At 67.8% G+C, this 17,797-nt stretch carries 17 protein-coding genes; 9 read left to right on the top strand and 8 right to left on the bottom strand.

Annotated elements, in window-relative coordinates:
• Positions 1-34: 34 nt before the first annotated feature.
• Positions 35-478: a flavin reductase family protein gene (locus GX543_RS16380; RefSeq protein WP_290853535.1), complete on the top strand. Its 444-nt coding sequence runs from the start codon at positions 35-37 to the stop codon at positions 476-478.
• 509 nt (positions 479-987) lie between these two features.
• On the opposite strand, the gene GX543_RS16375 is transcribed toward GX543_RS16380, so the two are convergent.
• Positions 988-2,628 carry an NAD(P)/FAD-dependent oxidoreductase gene (locus GX543_RS16375; protein ID WP_290853485.1) on the bottom strand — a complete coding sequence of 547 codons (1,641 nt, stop codon included), beginning with the start codon at positions 2,626-2,628 and terminating at the stop codon, positions 988-990.
• Positions 2,629-2,850: 222 nt separating this feature from the next.
• On the opposite strand from GX543_RS16375, the gene GX543_RS16370 reads away from it, so the two are divergent.
• From GX543_RS16370 to GX543_RS16340, 7 genes are all read left to right on the top strand, one after another.
• Complete coding sequence (locus GX543_RS16370) at positions 2,851-4,413, top strand: FAD-binding protein (protein ID WP_290853482.1); 1,563 nt, start codon at positions 2,851-2,853, stop codon at positions 4,411-4,413.
• Between the two features lie 33 nt (positions 4,414-4,446).
• On the top strand, positions 4,447-6,153 hold the full coding sequence (locus GX543_RS16365) for an FAD-dependent oxidoreductase (protein WP_290853480.1): 1,707 nt from the start codon (positions 4,447-4,449) through the stop codon (positions 6,151-6,153).
• Between the two features lie 66 nt (positions 6,154-6,219).
• Entirely contained in the window at positions 6,220-6,585 is a 366-nt protein-coding gene (locus GX543_RS16360) for an SgcJ/EcaC family oxidoreductase (protein WP_290853478.1), read from the top strand.
• Positions 6,586-6,601: 16 nt separating this feature from the next.
• Positions 6,602-6,973, top strand: a complete 372-nt coding sequence (locus tag GX543_RS16355; RefSeq protein WP_290853475.1) for a hypothetical protein — start codon at positions 6,602-6,604, stop codon at positions 6,971-6,973.
• On the top strand, positions 6,966-7,625 hold the full coding sequence (locus GX543_RS16350; RefSeq protein WP_290853473.1) for a Dabb family protein: 660 nt from the start codon (positions 6,966-6,968) through the stop codon (positions 7,623-7,625). Before GX543_RS16355 ends, GX543_RS16350 begins: the two co-directional genes overlap by 8 nt.
• 25 nt (positions 7,626-7,650) lie before the next feature.
• Positions 7,651-7,908, top strand: a complete 258-nt coding sequence (locus GX543_RS16345) for a hypothetical protein (protein WP_290853471.1) — start codon at positions 7,651-7,653, stop codon at positions 7,906-7,908.
• A 49-nt stretch (positions 7,909-7,957) separates the two neighbouring features.
• Entirely contained in the window at positions 7,958-8,824 is an 867-nt protein-coding gene (locus tag GX543_RS16340; RefSeq protein ID WP_290853469.1) for an alpha/beta fold hydrolase, read from the top strand.
• 183 nt (positions 8,825-9,007) lie between these two features.
• Here the strand turns inward: GX543_RS16340 and GX543_RS16335 are convergent, their stop codons facing one another.
• The 3 genes from GX543_RS16335 to GX543_RS16325 form a co-directional block, all read right to left on the bottom strand.
• Complete coding sequence (locus GX543_RS16335; protein WP_290853467.1) at positions 9,008-9,856, bottom strand: mycofactocin-coupled SDR family oxidoreductase; 849 nt, start codon at positions 9,854-9,856, stop codon at positions 9,008-9,010.
• 8 nt (positions 9,857-9,864) lie between these two features.
• Positions 9,865-10,686, bottom strand: coding sequence for a mycofactocin-coupled SDR family oxidoreductase (locus GX543_RS16330; RefSeq protein WP_290853465.1), 822 nt, complete (start codon positions 10,684-10,686; stop codon positions 9,865-9,867).
• Between the two features lie 61 nt (positions 10,687-10,747).
• The gene (locus tag GX543_RS16325; RefSeq protein WP_290853463.1) at positions 10,748-11,809 is read right to left on the bottom strand and encodes an alpha/beta hydrolase family protein; all 1,062 of its coding nucleotides are present in this window, start codon (positions 11,807-11,809) and stop codon (positions 10,748-10,750) included.
• A gap of 218 nt (positions 11,810-12,027) precedes the next feature.
• Between GX543_RS16325 and GX543_RS16320 the strand changes: the two genes are divergently transcribed.
• On the top strand, positions 12,028-13,572 hold the full coding sequence (locus GX543_RS16320) for an acyltransferase (RefSeq protein ID WP_290853461.1): 1,545 nt from the start codon (positions 12,028-12,030) through the stop codon (positions 13,570-13,572).
• Between the two features lie 22 nt (positions 13,573-13,594).
• Here the strand turns inward: GX543_RS16320 and GX543_RS16315 are convergent, their stop codons facing one another.
• The 4 genes from GX543_RS16315 to GX543_RS16300 form a co-directional block, all read right to left on the bottom strand.
• Positions 13,595-14,509, bottom strand: a complete 915-nt coding sequence (locus GX543_RS16315; protein ID WP_290853459.1) for an SGNH/GDSL hydrolase family protein — start codon at positions 14,507-14,509, stop codon at positions 13,595-13,597.
• 42 nt (positions 14,510-14,551) lie between these two features.
• On the bottom strand, positions 14,552-15,493 hold the full coding sequence (locus GX543_RS16310) for a hypothetical protein (RefSeq protein WP_290853458.1): 942 nt from the start codon (positions 15,491-15,493) through the stop codon (positions 14,552-14,554).
• Positions 15,494-15,639: 146 nt separating this feature from the next.
• A complete protein-coding gene (locus GX543_RS16305) occupies positions 15,640-16,581 on the bottom strand; it encodes an alpha/beta hydrolase (RefSeq protein WP_290853457.1) in 942 nt (313 codons plus the stop codon).
• Between the two features lie 226 nt (positions 16,582-16,807).
• Positions 16,808-17,797, bottom strand: a 990-nt coding sequence (locus GX543_RS16300; RefSeq protein ID WP_290853456.1) for an AAA family ATPase, incomplete at its 5' end; no start/stop codon positions are given.

The following is a 17,797-nucleotide window of genomic DNA, read 5'->3' as shown; positions in this document are numbered from 1 at the left end:
TTCTCAGATCTCGTCCGCCGACCTCCGCGAGGTCATGGGACACTTCGCCACCGGCGTCGCCATCATCACCGCGAACGACGGTGACGAGCCCGTGGGCCTCACCTGCCAGTCGGTGGTCTCCGTGTCGTTGGAGCCGCCCCTGATCGCCTTCTGCCCGGCCAAGTCGTCGTCCAGCTGGCCGCGGCTGCGCAGCAGCGGAACCGTCTGCATCAACGTCCTCGCCGGCCCGCAGGGCGAGTTGTGCCGTCAGTTCTCGAAGTCGGGCACCGACAAGTTCGCCGGCGTCGCCCACAGCCCCGCCAGCAACGGCGCCCCCTTCATCCACGAGGCCCTGGCTCACGTCGAAGCGACGGTCGAAGCCGAGCACGATGCCGGGGACCACACGATCGTCGTCTGCCGGGTCACCGGGCTCGACGTCCACGCCGCCGACCACGGCCCCCTCCTCTTCTACCGCGGCGGCTTCGGCAACTTCAGCTGACCTGCCCGCCCCACGGAGCTCGCCGCTCGCGGGTCGGCACCCCAGGGCGGTCGAGTGCGATCTACGAGCGCATGCACACCGTCGCCCCCCGATGATCGAGTGCGACCTGCGAGCGCAGCGAGCACTGTCGCGTATCGAGATCGCCGACACCACCCGGACACACCCCGGCCTCGATACGACCGCGGATTCGCTCCGCTCACACGCGGCACTCGACCACCCTGCAACGGGCCGCACCCACAAACGCAGGCTGACCCGCAGGGCGGTCGAGCGCGACTTACGAGCGCATGTACACCATCGCCCCTCACGCTGATCGAGTGCGACCTGCGAGCGCAGCGAGCACTGTCGCGTATCGAGATCGCCGACACCACCACACACGCCAGCCTCGATACGACGCGGCACTCGACCACCCTGCAAGGGCCGCACCCACAAACGCAGGCTGACCCGCAGGGCGGTCGAGTGCACTTACGAGCGCTGGAACACCGTCGCCCCAGGCTGAAGCCGCTTCCTGATCAGCTCGCGGTGAACTCGAAGCCGGGGTAGCCGTCGGCGGCTACCTTGCCGATGATCTCGCCATAGGCGCCGAGGCCGCCGAGGAAGGGCATGAACACCCGGGGGCGGCCGGCGATGTTCGCGCCGACGTACCAGGAGTCGGCCATGCTCATCAGCGAGGACTCGGCGCGGGTCCGGCACTCCTCGACCCAGCCTTCGACCGCCGCGTTGGTCGGCTCCATCACCGACGCGCCGCGGGCCTGTAGCTCGGCGATCGCATCGGCGACCCAGTCGACATGCAGTTCCGAGTGCAGGACCATGTTGGCCAGGACGGACGGGCTGCCGGGTCCGGTGAGGTTGAACAGGTTCGGGAATCCCTCCAGCCCCAGTCCCAGATAGGTGCGGGCACCTGCGGCCCACTCGTCGTTGAGCGTTCGACCGCCACGCCCGACGATGTTGATCTTCTTCACCGAGCCGGTCATGGCGTCGTACCCGGTGGCCAGGACCAGCGCGTCGAGGTCGTGATGACGACCGTCGGCGGTCACCACGCCGGTGGCGTCGATCCGCTCGATCGGCGCCTTGCGCAGGTTGACCAGCTCCACGTTCTCGCGGTTGTAGGTCTCGAAGTAGCCGGAGTCGGTGCAGATCCGCTTGGTACCGATCGGGTGGTCGGTGGGGATCAGCTGCTCTGCGATGGCGGGGTCGTCGATCTTGGCGCGGACCTTCTGAACCCAGAACTCGCGGGCGGTGTCGTTGGCCTCGACGCTGGTGAACTGATCGGGGAAGGCCTTGCTGAACAGCACCCCGCCCTTCTGCCACCACTCCTCGTACACCGCTCGCCGCTCGTCGTCGGACACCTCGAGGGCGCCGTGCGGATGCGGTTGGTGCGGTGACCCGCCGCCGCTCAGGAACGACAACCGGCGACGCTCGGCGTAGCCGGCCTTCTGCTCGGCGCGGTCGTCGTCGGTGAGGTCGCGGTTGCCCGCCGGAACGGAGAAGTTGGGCGACCGCTGGAACACCGTGAGCTGTCGTGCCTGCTTCGCGATCTCGGGAATCGACTGGATGCCCGACGACCCGGTGCCGATGACGCCGACACGCTGACCGGTGAAGTCGACCGGTTCGTGCGGCCACTGGCCGGTGTGGAGCAGCGGTCCGGCGAAGTCTCCGATCCCGGGGATGTTCGGGATGTTGGAGTTCGAGAGCGGCCCCAGGCCCAGCACCACGAAGCGCGCGCGGACGGCCTCACCGGTGTCGGTGGTGACCGTCCACAGCAGGCTGTCCTCGTCGAACAGGATGTCGGTGACGCGCGTGTTCAAGGTGATGTCGCGCGCGAGATCGAACCGCTCGACGACGTGTTCCATGTACTCGAGGATCTCCGGTTGGGTGGCGTACTTCTCGCGCCAGTTCCACTCCTGCTGAAGGTCGTCGTCGAACGAGAACGAGTAGTCGACGCTCTCGACGTCACAGCGCGCCCCCGGGTAGCGGTTCCAGTACCAGACGCCGCCCACGCCCTCGGCCGCCTCGAACACACGGACCGAGAGTCCGTCCTTGCGGAGCCGGTAGAGGGAGTAGATGCCTGCGAAACCCGCGCCGACCACCACGGCGTCCAGCGGTGCCGGAACGTCTGTCCGCTGGGGCGATGTCTCCGTTCGTTCGGTCACGATGTGCCTTTCTCTCGCTGCCGAGGTTCTCGACAGCATTGACCTGATACCCCGACCCTAGGGAGCGCATACCGCCGCGGACCAGGCACGTTCCCGCTCACCGGCACGTCCCGATGAGCGGGACATCGCCCCCGTCGAACGACTCTGCACCCCTACGGTCGAGGGGCCTTGCATGACGATCAACCCCCGTGCCCTACGCCGCGGGGATCCCGGACGGAGCGAATGCCGATGACTGCCACCACCCCCGAATGGACCCGCGAATACGACGTGATCGTCGCCGGGTCAGGCGCCGGCGGCGTCACCGGGACCTACACCGCGGCACGCGAGGGTCTCTCCGTGCTGATGGTGGAGGCGTCCGACAAGTTCGGCGGCACCACCGCCTACTCGGGCGGCGGCGGCATGTGGTTCCCCTGCAACCCCGCCCTGCTGCGGGCAGGCGCGGAGGACTCCGTCGACGACGCCCTCACCTACTACCGGGCCGTGGTCGGCGACCGCACCCCGGTGGAACTGCAGGAGACCTACGTCCGCGGCGGCGCCCCGCTGATCGAGTACCTGGAGACCGACGCAAACCTCGAGTTCGTCCCGCTCCCCTGGCCCGACTACTACGGCAAGGCCCCCAAGGCCAAGCTCGACGGCATGCGGCACACCATGCCGAACCCCCTGCCCGTGGCCGACGCTCCGGAGTACAAGGATCTGGTCCGCGGACCACTCGACGTCGACCGACACGGTGCCGACACCCCCAACGACATGTACATCGGCGGCCGGGCGCTGATCGCCCGGTTCCTCAAGGCCATCGCCGCCTACGACAACGCGACGACGCAACTGGGCAGCCCGCTGGTGGATCTGGTGATCGACGACGGCGCCGTGGTCGGCGCGATCATCGAGGTCGACGGCAAGCGTGAGGCGATCCGCGCCCGCCGCGGGGTACTGCTGGCCAGTGGCGGATTCGAGGGCAACGACGCGATGCGCGCCGAGTTCGGCGTCCCCGGCGTCGCCCGCGACACGATGGGCCCCGCCACCAACCAGGGCCTCGCGCACCGCGCGGGCATCAACGCGGGCGCCGACGTCGACCTGATGGATCAGGCGTGGTGGTCGCCGGGCCTCACCCATCCGGACGGCCGCTCGGCGTTCGCCCTGTGGTTCACCGGCGGCATCTTCGTCAACCAGGACGGCAAGCGTTTCGTGAACGAGTCGGCACCCTACGACCGCCTCGGGCGCGACGTCCTGCGCCAGGTGGACGACGGCACCGCGACCCTCCCGTTCTGGATGATCTACGACGACAAGGAGGGCGAGGTCCCGCCGATCAAGGCCGCCAATTTCGAGTTCTACCCGACGCAGGACTACCGCGACGCGGGCCTCTGGCACACCGCCGACACCCTGGAGGAGCTCGCCGCGAAGATCGGCGTCCCGGCCGACGCCCTGGCCGCGACGGTCGCCCGCTTCAACGAGCAGGTCCCGACCGGCGTCGACCCCGACTTCGGTCGCGGCGACGAGGCCTACGACCGCGCGTTCTCCGGCGGCGAGCCGCCCCTCGTGACCATCGATCAGGGACCGTTCCACGCGGCGGCATTCGGGGTCTCCGACCTCGGGACCAAGGGCGGACTCAAGACCGACGTCGCGGGCAACGTCCTGCGCGCCGACGGCACCGCCATCCCCGGCCTCTACGCCGCAGGCAACACCATGGCCGCGCCCAGCGGCACGGCCTACCCCGGCGGCGGCAATCCGATCGGCACGTCGATGCTGTTCAGCCACCTCGCCGTCCGCGACCTGGCCGCACGCGCCTGACCCCCAACGCCAGAACACGCAAAGGAATCTCGAGTGAGCACCCCGGAGAACACCCGCGACACGTGGGATGAGGAATACGACGTCGTCATCGTCGGCAGCGGTGCCGGCGGCATGACCGCCGCGCTGACCGCCGCCGACCGCGGACTGAAGGCCCTGATCGTCGAGAAGGCCGACGTGTACGGCGGCAGCACCGCTCTGTCGGGCGGCGGCGTCTGGGTCCCGAACAACCCGGCACTGCGGCGCATCGGCATCGTCGACGAACCGGCCGACGTCCGCGCATACCTCGACTCGATCGTCGGCGACCAGGTGCCGTCGGCCAATCTCGACGCCTACATCGCGCAGGGGCCGAAGATGATCGAGCTCCTCGAGCGCAGCCCGCACATCGCTTTCCAGTGGTGCACCGGTTACGCCGACTACCACCCGGAGAACCCCGGTGGTCGGCCCGCCGGCCGGTCCATCGAGCCGAAGCCCGTCGACAGCAAGAAGCTGGGCGTCGACCAGGCCCAGCTGCGGCCGGCAGCGCTCGCGACCCCGCCCGGGCTGTACATCACGCAGAAGGACTTCGTGCAGCTCAACATGGTCGCACGGACCTGGAAGGCACGCCGCACCGCGTTCGTGACCGGGCTGCGCGCGGTCCAGGCCGTGGTTCTGCGCAGGCAGATGGCGACTCTCGGCCAAGCGTTGATCGTCCGACTTCGCCTCGCGCTCAAGGACACCGACGCGCGGCTCTGGCTGTCGTCGCCGATGCAGTCGCTGATCGTCGACGACGCGGGCACCGTCACCGGCGTCGAGGTGACCCGCGGCGGAAAGAGCCGACGCATCCGCGCCACCCGCGGCGTGGTGATGGCCAGCGGCGGCTTCGAGTTCAACCAGGAGATGCGCAACCGCTACCTCCCCGAGGGCGCTCACCCCAACTTCAGCGCTGCCGCCGACAGCAACACCGGCGACGGCATCCGTGCGGGCGAAGCCGTCGGCGCGGCCGTCTCGCTGATGGACGACGCCTGGTGGATGCCATCGCTGCAAACTCCGAAGGGCATCAACCAGGTGCTCGTCTCGGAGCGCTCGGTGCCGCGCGCGATCATCGTCGACCAGCACGGCCGGCGTTTCACCAACGAGGCCTCGCCGTACGTCACCTTCACCCACGACCAACTCGCGGGCGGTCACGAACCCACCTGGTTCATCTTCGACGCGCTTGCCAAGAAGCGATACCAGATCGGCGGCGTGATGCCCGGTCAGAAGTTCCCGAAGAGCTGGATGTCGTCCGGCCTGATCCGCACGGCGGCGACGATCGAGGAGCTCGCGACCCAGATCGGCGTCGATCCCGCTGCGCTGCGTGGCACCGTCGACCGCTACAACGGCATGGCCGCGGGCGGGCACGACGACGACTTCAATCGCGGCGACAGCGCCTACGACCGCTACTACGGTGACCCGACGCTGCCGAACCCCGTCCTCGACGCACTCGACCAGGGCCCGTTCTACGCCCTTCAGATGCGCGTCGGCGACCTCGGCACCAAGGGCGGTCTCGTCTACAACGAGCACGCCCAGGTGCTGCGCGCCGACGGCTCGGTGATCGACGGTCTGTACGCCACCGGCAACACTTCGGCCGCCGTCATGGGCAACGAGTACGCCGGCCCCGGTGCCACCATCGGCCCCGCCATGACCTTCGGCTACGTGGCCGTCAACCACCTCGCCGACGCTCCGTCTCGGGCCTCAGCGGCCGCCAGCCGGGCCACCCGCTGAGGCCCGCCCTCAACCCCTCCCGTACCCATACGCGATACCCCGCACCACCCACTCGAGGAGACCAGCATGACCGCACCCGACATCAAAGCCGTGATCGAGAACTACTTGGCGGCCGTCGCCTCCGGTGACGGCGCCGCGGTCGCCGCACTGTACGCAGCCGACGCGACGCTCGAGGATCCGGTGGGCTCGGAACCGCACCGCGGCCGCGACGCCATCAGCGCCTTCTACGGCGGGCTGCAGGGCGAGATCACCACCGAACTCCTCCATGCCCGCGTCTCGGGGCTCGAAGCGGCGTTCTCGTTTCGCGTCGTCACCAAGGCGGGCGACACCAGTTACATCGTCGAACCGATCGACGTGATGACCTTCGACGACGCCGGTCAGATCACGTCGATGCGCGCTTTCTGGGCCCCCACCGACATGGTCGTCGAGTAGCCCGGGCCCGGTGGACATGACCGAAGAGATCGACGACAGCGACGCAGCCCACCCGATCTACTTGATCGACCGGATCGTCGTCGCGCCGGGCGCGGGCGAAGACTTTCTCCGCCTCTACCGCGACGAATACCTGCCGAAGGCCGAGGCCCGTGGCATCAGGGTGGCGACCATTCTGGTGCATCCGCCGCTGTGGCTCGACGACGAGTCCAACACCATCACCGCCATTCTCACCGTCGACGATGTCGTCGGATGGTGGGCCGCAGCCCGGGCAGGAAGGCACGATTCCGCGCTGGCCGCCTGGTGGGAGGGTGTTGCACCGCTCATCGTCGACCGCGTGCGCGAGTGGGCGGCCGACGGCACCGAACTGGGTGCGCTCGCACGTGTCTGACCTGCTGTCCACCCATCTCCTGACCGCCGGTCGGCACCGCGACCCGGCGGCCCTCGCCGAATCGCTGCGGGTCGCGGTCGGCCCGGCCGGCGGGGTCATCGGCAGGACGTTGCCGGGCGCCATCAACGGCGGCGATGTGCTCCTTCACGGTCCCTCGACCACGGTCGACGCCGCGATGTCGCGGGAGCGGTTCGCGTCTGTCGAAAGCGTCCGATACCGACCCGGTGCCACCGGGCACCGCGGCGATCCGACCGAGGCCCTCGTCTATCGAGCGCTGCTCCTCGGTATCGGCGACGACGCCTCCGACCAGGCGCGCTGCCGGTTCGAACGCGATCTGCTGCTGATGCCTCGACACATCACCTCGATGGTCTGGTGGCGTCTGAGCCATGTGGAGTCGTCGCACGGGCCGACTCGATTCACTCACGTATGGGAACAACTGTTCCGGACGCGGGAAGCACTCAGCGGGCAATACATGAACCATCCCGTCCATTGGGGGTTGGTGGACCGATGGTTCGACCCCGAGATGCCTGAGAATCTCGGCATCGCGCGACTGTGCCACGTCGCCTGCGACTTCTCCCCCGACCAGGCGCCCGCGCTCGGCATCCCCGCACTCGATGTCCCTGCGCTCTCCCGCGCGCACTCGATCCTCTGACGAAAGAACCTAGGAGCCACCCACCATGTACGACGTGACCTGCCGAACCTGCAGCAACCGCGTTCTCGTCGAGAAGTTCAGTCCGGTGCACACGAGTGTGCAGTGGACCGACGACTCCCGCACCGCCTGCCCTGAGTTCGCCCGGCTGACCGCCGAAGGCACCGACGTGAACCACGTTCCCAGCTGCCTCAAGCTGCGCGACTCGATCGACGAGCAGGTCCGACTCGGCAATGTCCCGACCGACACCTACCGCGTCGAGCCGACTCCCGGCCGAATCGGCTAGCACTCGTCGGCCCCACCGTCCCCCGTCCCCACCGCTTCCAGGAGGTCTCATGACCACTTCTGTCATCCCCGACTACGACCAGACGCTGCGCGAACTCGCCACCGACAACGGCGTGCTGCGCTACCACGAGTACGGCGACGGCCCGCCGCTGGTGCTCCTTCATGGTTCCGGTCCGGGAGTCTCCGGCTGGCGGAACTTCCGCGGCAATCTCGGACTCTTCGGCGAGCACTTCCGCTGCCTGGTTCTGGAGTTCCCCGGTTTCGGAGTCAGCGACGACTGGGGCGGGCATCCGATGATCACCGCGCTCGGCGCCCTCGAGGTGTTCGTCGACAAGCTGGGACTGGACACCTTCGACGTCATCGGCAACTCGATGGGCGGTGGCGTGGGCATCGGCTACGACATCGCGCACCCCGGCCGCATCCGCAGACTCGTCACCATCGGCGGTATCGGTCGCAACATCTTCAGCCCGGGCCCGGGCGAGGGCATCAAGCTTCTGCAGGACTTCACCGAGGAGCCGACCCGCGAGGCGCTGATCCGCTGGCTGCATTCGATGGTGTGGGACCCGGCCGTCGTCACCGACGCACTGATCGAGGAACGCTGGGCCCTGGCTACCGAGCCCGGCACCATCGAGAGCGCGCGCCGCATGTACGGTCGCGCCGCCTTCGCCGCGATGGTCAAGGCATCGAACGCCTCCGATACCCCGCCGCAGTGGGCCATGATGCACAAGGTGTCGGCCAAGACCCTGCTGACCTGGGGTCGAGACGACCGCGTCAGCCCCCTCGACATGGCGCTGGTGCCGATGCGGACCATCCCCGACGTCGAACTGCACGTGTTCCCGAACTGCGGCCACTGGGCGATGATCGAGGCCAAAGCCGCATTCGAGCGCACCGTGATCAGCTTCCTCCTCGAAGCCTGACCGCCCCTGGCCGGTCGATTCGGGCAGGGAGCACGCCTCCCCAGGCCGGTCGAGTCGGCGAGTGAGCGATAGCGAACCCGCCCGATATCGAGACCCCGCGCGCGCTGCACTGGCACAAAAGAAAAGTGATCGATCTGCGCCCTGTGAGGGCGCAGATCGATCACTTCTCCGCACGAGTCGCACTCAGCGCTGGGTTGATCCCGCATCGACGGGCAGGGTCACCGCGGTGATGTAGCGGGCCTCGTCGGAGGCGAGGAACAGCGACGCGTTGGCGACGTCTTCGGGCTCCACCCATGGGAGGTCGAGCATGTTCATCGTCTTGGCTGCGACGGCGAACTCTTCCAGGCTGACGGTCTCGAGATCGGGGCGGAAGCCGCCGCGGACCACGTCGTTCTGGATCATCGGAGTATTCACATTGGTGGGATGCACGGTGTTGACGCGGATTCCGTGCGGCGCCATCTCCTGCGCCAGCGAGCGCATCAGGCCGACCACGCCGTGCTTGGCAGCGACGTAGTGCGAGACGCCGTAGAGGCCGCGCAGACCCGCGATAGAGCTCACCAGAACGATCGACCCGGCGCCCCGCTCGAGCAGATGCGGGATCGACGCCTTCGCCGTCTGCCACACACCGGTCAGGTTCACGTCGAGCATCGTCTTCCAGGCCTCGTCCGAGAGCTCTTCGGTCAGGCCTCGCGAGGTGATCCCGGCAGTCGCGCAGACCACGTCGAGTCCGCCGAGTTCCTCGACGCCCGCGGCGACGGCAGCGCGCAGCGCCTCGCCGTCGCGAACATCGGCGACGTGCCCGGAGAAGCGGCCGCCGGCGGCGCGGACCGCGGAGGCGGTCTCGGCGAGGTCGGCCTCGGTGGCCGGGTCGATCAGCACGGTCTCGACCGGTCCGCAGAGGTCGACGCCGATGATGTCGGCGCCCTCCTCGGCGAAGCGGACGGCTTGCGCACGACCGATGCCGCGGGCGGCGCCGGTGATGAACGCGATCTTCCCGGACAGGCGGCCGGGACGTGCGTTGGAGTCAGTCATTCGGTTCTTCACACCTTCTGTAGGAGTCCGGCATCCACCACGAGTTGGGTGCCGGTCACATAGCGGGACATCTCGGAGGCGAGAAACAAGACGGCATTGCTGACGTCCTCGGGCTGCACCCACGGAACCGGGAGGAGATTCCGCTTCGCCAGGGCTTCGGCAGCGTCGTTCTGTGTGGGATGCTCGAGGTCGGGGCGTAGTTTGGCGAACACCGCGTCGTTGAGGATCATCGGCGTCGCAACCGAACCCGGATGCACGGTGTTGACGCGAATGCCGCGGGGTCCGACCTCATTGGCCAAGGTGCGCGCGAGTCCGACCACCGCGTGCTTGCCCGCGGCGTAGTGCGCGACGCGCGCACCGCCCTTGAGTCCGTTGGTGGAGCTGATGATGACGATCGACGCGCCGGATTCAAGATGCGGCAGCGTCGCCTTGACCGTGGCCCACACGCCGGTGACGTTGATGTCGAGCGGCCGCTGCCACTCGGCGTCGGTCAGCTCCCAGGAGAATCCGGCCGCGGGATAGATGCCCGCGTTGGCGACGACGATGTCGAGGCGACCGGCCTGCACGACCGCCGCGTCGACCGCCGCCGCCATTCCCTCGACGTCGACGACGTCGCACGTCGCGGTGATGCACCGACCACCGGCGTCAGCCACCAGCGATGCGGTCTCGGCGAGCGCCTCCGCCGCGGACGTCTGGTCGAGTGCGATCACGTCGGCACCGGCCTCGGCCAGGCGAATGCAGTTCGTTCGCCCCATGCCGCTGGCGGCACCGGTGACCAGTGCGACCTTGTCGTCTACCCGTGCAGTTGTCCCTCGTACCGTCTTCTCCACGAGCCGAATCTTGGCTCACCGGGCACGACGCGGGCGGCGGTCGTCCCGATCAATGGAACGGTCAGCCGATGCCGAGGTCCTTGGCGATCATCGGCCAGGTGGTGATGAGATCGCGCTGCCAGTACTCCCACGAGTGGGTGCCGGTCGGCCGATTGATCACGGTCGCGTCGACGCCCGCCTTCTTGAGCGCCTGCTCCATCTGCGCGGTGCAACTGTTGACGGCCGCTTCGATCGCGCCGCCCATGAGGATCTGGTCGAGAAGGATCGACGGTTCACCGTCGATCAGACGCGCATCGAGGGTGTCGTAACGTCCGGGGAGGCCGGTGCCGGTGGTCATGTAGACCTTGACGCCCTTGAGTTTGTCCACGTTCAGGTAGGGGTCGTTGGCTCGCCAGCCCGGTCCGTCGAGCGGTCCCCACATATTGGTGATGTCGCCGCGTCCGCGGTCGCCGATCACGGTGCGGATGTACGCCTGGCCGAGCGGATCGCTGGTGCGCGCGCAACCGCTGTAGGCGGCGACCGAGCGGTACAACTTCGGTGCCGAGATCGCGAGGTTGAACACCGATGTGCCCGACATCGAGATGCCTGCGATCGCGTTGGCACCGGTGGCGTTCAACGCCTTGTCGAGCAGGGGCGGCAGTTCCTCGGTGAGGAAGGTCTGCCACTTGTTGCGCCCGAGCACCGGGTCGTCCTTCTGCCAATCCGTGTAATAGGAGAAGGCCCCACCCACCGGGGTCACCACATTCACGTGCTTGTCGGCGAAGAAGCGCTGGTAATCGGTCTTCTCCCGCCAGGTGGCGTCGTCCTCGCCGCCACCGGCGCCGTTGAGGAGGTACAGGGTCGGCGCGGGCTCTTCGCTGCCCTGCGGCCGGAGCACGTCAAGCGCAATGGTCTTGCCCATCGCGGCGGAGTACACCTCAGCGAGCCAGACGGTCGGCGACACCTTGGTCAACGAGGTCAATCGTGCGGGCAGCTTCGCGGTCGCGGGTTCGGTCGCACTCGGTGCCGCCGAACTAGGCGGCACGGAGGGCGTGACCGGTTCGGCCGATGCGACGCCGGTTCCTGCGACCACCGCGGCACAGACGCTCGACAGCAGTACGGCCCGCGAACGGAAACTACGCACGTTTAACCCCTTACGCCCCATCATTAACTTCAGTCACATACTAGCCGGTTGCGACCGATGCCCGAAACCCATCCGCGCAGACGCCGAAAGACACTGGCCAGCGCATTTTCACGACGACAACCCGCAGTGCGAAGTGTCTTTCCACAGCCTCGGCTTGTAACCTCTGCTAAGCGAACAGCCAGATACACCGAACAAACGAGTGCGACGGGATCCCCAAGGTGGCAGACGCCGAGCAGAAGACCGCCGAGCAGAAGACCGAGGCCGCACCGGACCGCGCGACCGACAGCGCCGGAGCGCCGGAGTCCGAGGGAACGCTCGCGACCTCCGTCGAGAAGCCCGCCGACGCCCCCAAGTCGGCCGAGTCAGTCGTCGACGCCTCGGTCGAGTCGGCCGCCGAGGATCATCCGAAGCCGAAGAAGCGGCGCGACGGGCACCTCTATCAGATCGACTTCGTCCGCCTGTTCACCTTCGGCAGCGTCATCCTCGACCACGTCATCCTCCAGCTGGCGACGTCCGCCGATGTGGCGGCCCACGGCCTCGGACTCCTCTTTCGCTACACCCGATACTGCTTCTTCGCCCTCACCGGCTTCGTCCTGACGTACCAGTACCGCAATCGCGACCTGCACGCCCCGACCTTCTGGCGGCGTCGATACAAGCTGATCGGCCTGCCGTTCGTGGCCTGGACCCTGTTCTACTGGGGCAAACGCCACTTCGAGTACGGCGGCGTGAACGGCATCGTCGAGCTCTTCACCGACCCCAGCACCGGGCTGTTGGCGCTCAAGAGCCTGGTCTACGAGCTCATCACCGGCGATGCCGCCTACCACCTGTACTTCCTGTCGGTGAGCATGCAGATCTACCTGGTGTTCCCGCTGGTCCTGTGGGTCATCAAACGAACCTGGGGTTATCACCGCTACATTCTGGCGGCGAGCCTGGCCTTCCACCTGTGGCTGCTGTTCCACATGGTCCGCCCGCCGCTCGCGATCTTCCAGATCTCCCCGCTCGACAAGCTCTGGGCACACATGAGCATCACCCTGCTCCCGTACCAGTTCTTCATCCTCGCCGGCTGTCTCGCGGCGTACCACTTCGACGCCTTCGCCCGCACGATGCGCCGCTACCGGGCTCCCCTCGTCGTGATCTCGCTGATCGCGATCGTCGTGACCCTGATCTACTACGTCGCGATCGTCGACAGCGACGGTCCAGGCCCCGTCACCGGCGAAGAGATGTTCCGTGCGACCAACGTCTTCATGGTCCACAACTCGTTCGCCCTGGTCGGGATCATCATCATCCTGTACATCTGCGGAACCATCTGGCAGGACCGCCGGCGCAACGGCTCGCTGGCCGACAACGTCATGCGGGTGGCCGCCGACCGCTCGTTCGGCATCTACCTGGCGCACGTTGCGGCGCTGTCCGCCGTCGTCGTGACCTCGCGCGGCCTCCTCGACGACATTCCGCTGTGGCTCAACATCACGGTGACCTACCTGGTGACCGTCATCGTCACCGTCTATTGGGTCGAGGCTCTGCGCCGCAGCCCGATCAGCCTGATCACCACCGGCCGCGAGCGGATCAACTGGCGCATCCAGCAGTGGACTCGATCAGCTGTGGTCGGCGTGGTCGGCGCAGCCGTCGGATTGACCATCTACGCGACCTTCAACGAGCCGCTCGGCGTCCTGGTCACCGGCATCAGTGCACTATTGCTGCTGTCGGCCGCGGTGGTCGCGGTGAAGCAGGCCAAGGCCGCCCGCACCGCCGAGGTCGCTGCCTGATCGACGCGGCACGTCCGACGAGTCAGGACTCCCCGCGCACCGATTCGACCACCAGGTCGGCGATCCCCGCCTTGCCCGACGCATTGGGGTGGAACGCCATGCCCTTGCCGAATCCGCGCGCCCAGGGTTCGGGTCCGCAGACCGAGTGCTCGTCGGCAAGGCCCGTCGTCACCACGTGATCGGCGCCGGTTCGGTCAGCGACGCGCTGATTGACGGCCGACATCTCGTCGGCGATCTGCGCATCCTGCACCACGTTCCACGGCGCCAGCGGCAGCATCGGGCACATCGGCGCGTTCATCGAGACCACCGGCGTGTAGTCCACGATGACCACGTCGGCCCGGGGCGCGCGCGCCTTGATCGCCTTGACCGCTGACACCAGTGACGCCTCGAGCCGGGCGTAGTCGGCGGTCGTCGGCGCGGCCGGCGGCAGACGGCCCGACCCGCACGAAGGCAACAGACCGAGCGCGACCAGGTTGGTGCACGCCTCGGTGATGAGCCGCCCGACGAAGTCGATGTCGTTGCCGCCGGTGGTGATGGTGACCAGCTCGGTGTCGGCATCGACTGCTTCGATCTGCGGACGGCGCTGGGATCTCCGATCCTTGGGGCCGGTCACGAGTTCCGCGGCGGTCGATCCGGAGCAGGTGACGTCGATCAGCTTGAGGCCCAGCTGCTCGGCGACCTGACTCGGGTAGTTGTCGCCGGTGCGCAGGCACCCGCGGTCGACGATCGGACCGTCGCCCGGTCCGGCGGCGAACGAGCTTCCGATCGCCACGTAGTTCGGTTGCACAGCATGCTTCTCCGCCGTCTCTACGACGGTGGCGCTGCTCGACGGCGCGCCGCCCCGCGAAGTCGACAACACGATCCCGATCATCGCTGTCACGGCCACCGTGACAACGACCGCGAGGACTGCAGCAGGACGATTGGCGACAGGACGCATGGGGAAAAGTCTCACACACTCACCTGTGTGGACCCCAAATCGCTACTGGCGCGGCGGAAAGCCCTGCTGACCGAACGGCGGCTGCTGCGGAAAACCACCCGGCTGGGGCGCCTGGCCGTAGCCCTGCTGCCCTGGCCACTGACCCGGCTGTCCGAACTGCTGGGGCTGACCGAACTGCTGGGGCTGTCCGAACTGCTGGCCCTGCGGCTGACCGAACTGCGGCGCGGGGAACTGCTGTCCCGGGAACCCCCCTGCGGGTGCGCGGTTGCCGCCGAGCAGGTCTGGTCGCATCGTCGACAGGACTGCGACCGCTCCGGCGACGAGCGCGGCCAACGCGCCCAAGAGGGTCAGCCACAGCCCGTATCCGGCACCGAGGTCGGACTTCTCCGGCACGTCCTCCATCCCGACGGCACCGGTCGGATCGGCGACGAACACGATGGCGGCGATGGTCGCGGCCGCACCGCCGACGGTCGTGACGATGGCACCGATTCCACTGAACCGGCCGACCAGCAGGAGCACGGCGCCCGCGGCGATCAACACCCCGAGCAGCAGCGTCCAGATACCCGGGGAGTCTGCTTTCTCGTCGGCCGAGTTCGAGAACTCCTTCTCCTGCTCGGCCATGGTCGCCTCGAGTCGGTCGCGGATCAGATCCGGGGCGTCGATGACCTTGATCTCCGCGCTGCCCGAGCCCATGCCGGACACCGCCATGTTGATCTCGACGGAGGTGCTCATGGCGCCTATGTCCTGCGAAGACGTCGCCGAACCCGACACCCACGTGAGGAAGGCGCAGACGATCAACACCAGCGCCGCAACCAGCGCGACCGCCCCGAGGATCATGCGAACGGTAGACGGCGGCGCGACCGGTGCCAGCAGCCCGCCGGACGCCGACTGCGCCGGAGCCGGTTGGAACTGGGGGTTCTGAAACTGGGGGTTCTGGAATTGGGGGTTCTGAAATTGGGGGTTCTGGGGCGGTTGAAACGACATCTCAGATCTCCTACGCGGTAGCCGACTGCGGTGCGACGGGCAGCGGCCGTACCGAGTGTTCGTTCATCGTAATCTTCGCTGGTCACAACCGCGCGAGGGGGGACGATCAAACAACCGACACACGACACGGGTGTCGCGTGTCTGAACTAGCCGAGGACGCGGCCGATCAGCTCCCAGACCGTCGCCCGGGCCGACGGTGTCAGCGGGAACTTCGCGAAGGTCAGCACACCGTGGAACAGGCCGTCGAGACGATGTCCGTGGACTTCCACCCCGTCGGCACGCAGACGATCGGCATAGCGTTCGGCGGAATCGCACGGCGGATCCAGTTCCGCGCTCACCACGACCGCAGGCGGCAGACCGGCCAGCGACGCCGCCTTCGACGGCATCACCAACGGGTCGTCGCGCTCCCCCGGCGCGTACTGATCCCAGTACCAGGCCATGGCCGCGGCGCTGTTGTAGTAGCCCTCGCCGTAGCGACGGTACGACTCGGTGTCGACGTCGTCGTCGATCATCGGATACAGCAGGATCTGCGCTGCGATCTCCGGGCCGCCACGGTCGCGCACCGCCAGGCAGACGGCGGCCGAGAGCAGTCCGCCCGCGCTGTCGCCGGCCACGGCCAGGCGCGTCGGATCGCCCCCGTAGCCGCCGATGTGCTGCGCCGTCCAGCCGACCGCGGCGTACATGTCTTCCAGCGCCGCCGGTGCCGGATGCTCCGGAGCCAGCCGATACTCCACGGAGACCACCACGCTCGCCGTGTTCTCGGCCAGCGAGCGGGCGAACTCGTCGTGGCTGTCGATGCCGCAGAAGACGAAGCCGCCGCCGTGCGCGAACACGATCGTCGGCAGCGCTCGATCTGCGGCCGCGTGCGGGGTGTAGATCCGCAGGGGCAGCGCGTTGCCGTCGGGGCCGTCGATCGTCACGTCGACCACCGCCCGCATGGCGGGCTCGTCGCCGAGCGGCGCTCGCCGCGCATCGATCATGCCGCGGACCTCGGCGGCGGGGAATGCGGTGACATCGGGGAAGCCCGCTTCGAGAGTGGCCAGCATGGCCTCCACTTCGGGGTGCAGGTCGGGTCGACGCGTGCTCATCGGATGCCTCCGCGGTAGTGAGTCAGGAGAGGTCCCGCCGACGAGGTCCGCGGAACGGTGCGACCCCACGGTATGAGAGGTTCGTCGACCCCGGAGCGGAGTGTCCCGGCCAGCGGGACCCGCACCGCAACGCGAAAGACGCCGGTCGCCGACGGGATCTCTCCCGTGGCGACCGGCGTCTGACGGTCGTCTCAACCGATCACAACGATCAGCCCGCTTCAGTCGATCAGCCGGCGTCGCCCTCGGCGGTCTTGGACAGCTCCACCGGAGCATCCGGGATCGCGCGCGGACGCTCGGATCCGGTGAAGGTGAACTTGGCGTCGTCGCCGTCGCCTTCGCCGTCCCAGTTCTCGACGTCGATCAGGATGATCTGGCCTGCCTTGATCTCCTCGAAGAGGATCTTCTCCGACAGCTGATCCTCGATCTCGCGCTGAATGGTGCGACGCAGCGGCCGGGCACCCAGCACCGGATCGAAGCCGCGCTTGGCCAGCAGGCTCTTGGCCTTCGGGGTCAGCTCCAGGTCCATGTCCTTGGCCTTCAGCTGCTCCTCGACACGGCCGATCATCAGGTCGACCATCTGGATGATCTCGTCGCGAGTCAACTGGTGGAAGACGATGATGTCGTCGATGCGGTTCAGGAACTCCGGGCGGAAGTGCTTCTTCAGCTCGTCGTTGACCTTCTGCTTCATCCGGTCGTAGTTGGAGCCACTGCCGTCGTCCTTGCTGAAGCCCATGCCGACGGCCTTGGAGATGTCGGCGGTGCCCAGGTTCGACGTGAAGATCAGCACCGTGTTCTTGAAGTCGACGGTGCGACCCTGACCGTCGGTGAGACGGCCGTCTTCGAGGACCTGCAACAGGGTGTTGTAGATCTCCGGGTGGGCCTTCTCGATCTCGTCGAACAGCACGACGGAGAACGGCTTGCGGCGCACCTTCTCGGTGAGCTGGCCGCCCTCCTCGTAGCCGACGTAGCCCGGAGGGGCACCGAACAGGCGCGAGGCGGTGAAGCGGTCGTGGAACTCGCCCATGTCGATCTGGATGAGCGAATCCTCGTCGCCGAACAGGAACTCGGCCAGCGCCTTCGACAGCTCGGTCTTGCCGACGCCGGACGGGCCGGCGAAGATGAACGAGCCGGAGGGCCGCTTCGGGTCCTTCAGGCCGGCGCGAGTGCGGCGGATGGCGCGGGACACGGCCTCGACGGCCTCGTTCTGGCCGATGAT

It is taken from the genome of Gordonia sp. (in: high G+C Gram-positive bacteria) (assembly GCF_012515855.1).
GTDB lineage: Bacteria > Actinomycetota > Actinomycetes > Mycobacteriales > Mycobacteriaceae > Gordonia.
Note: the sequence above shows the minus strand (reverse complement) of the source record. Positions and strands in the feature narration are given on the sequence as shown.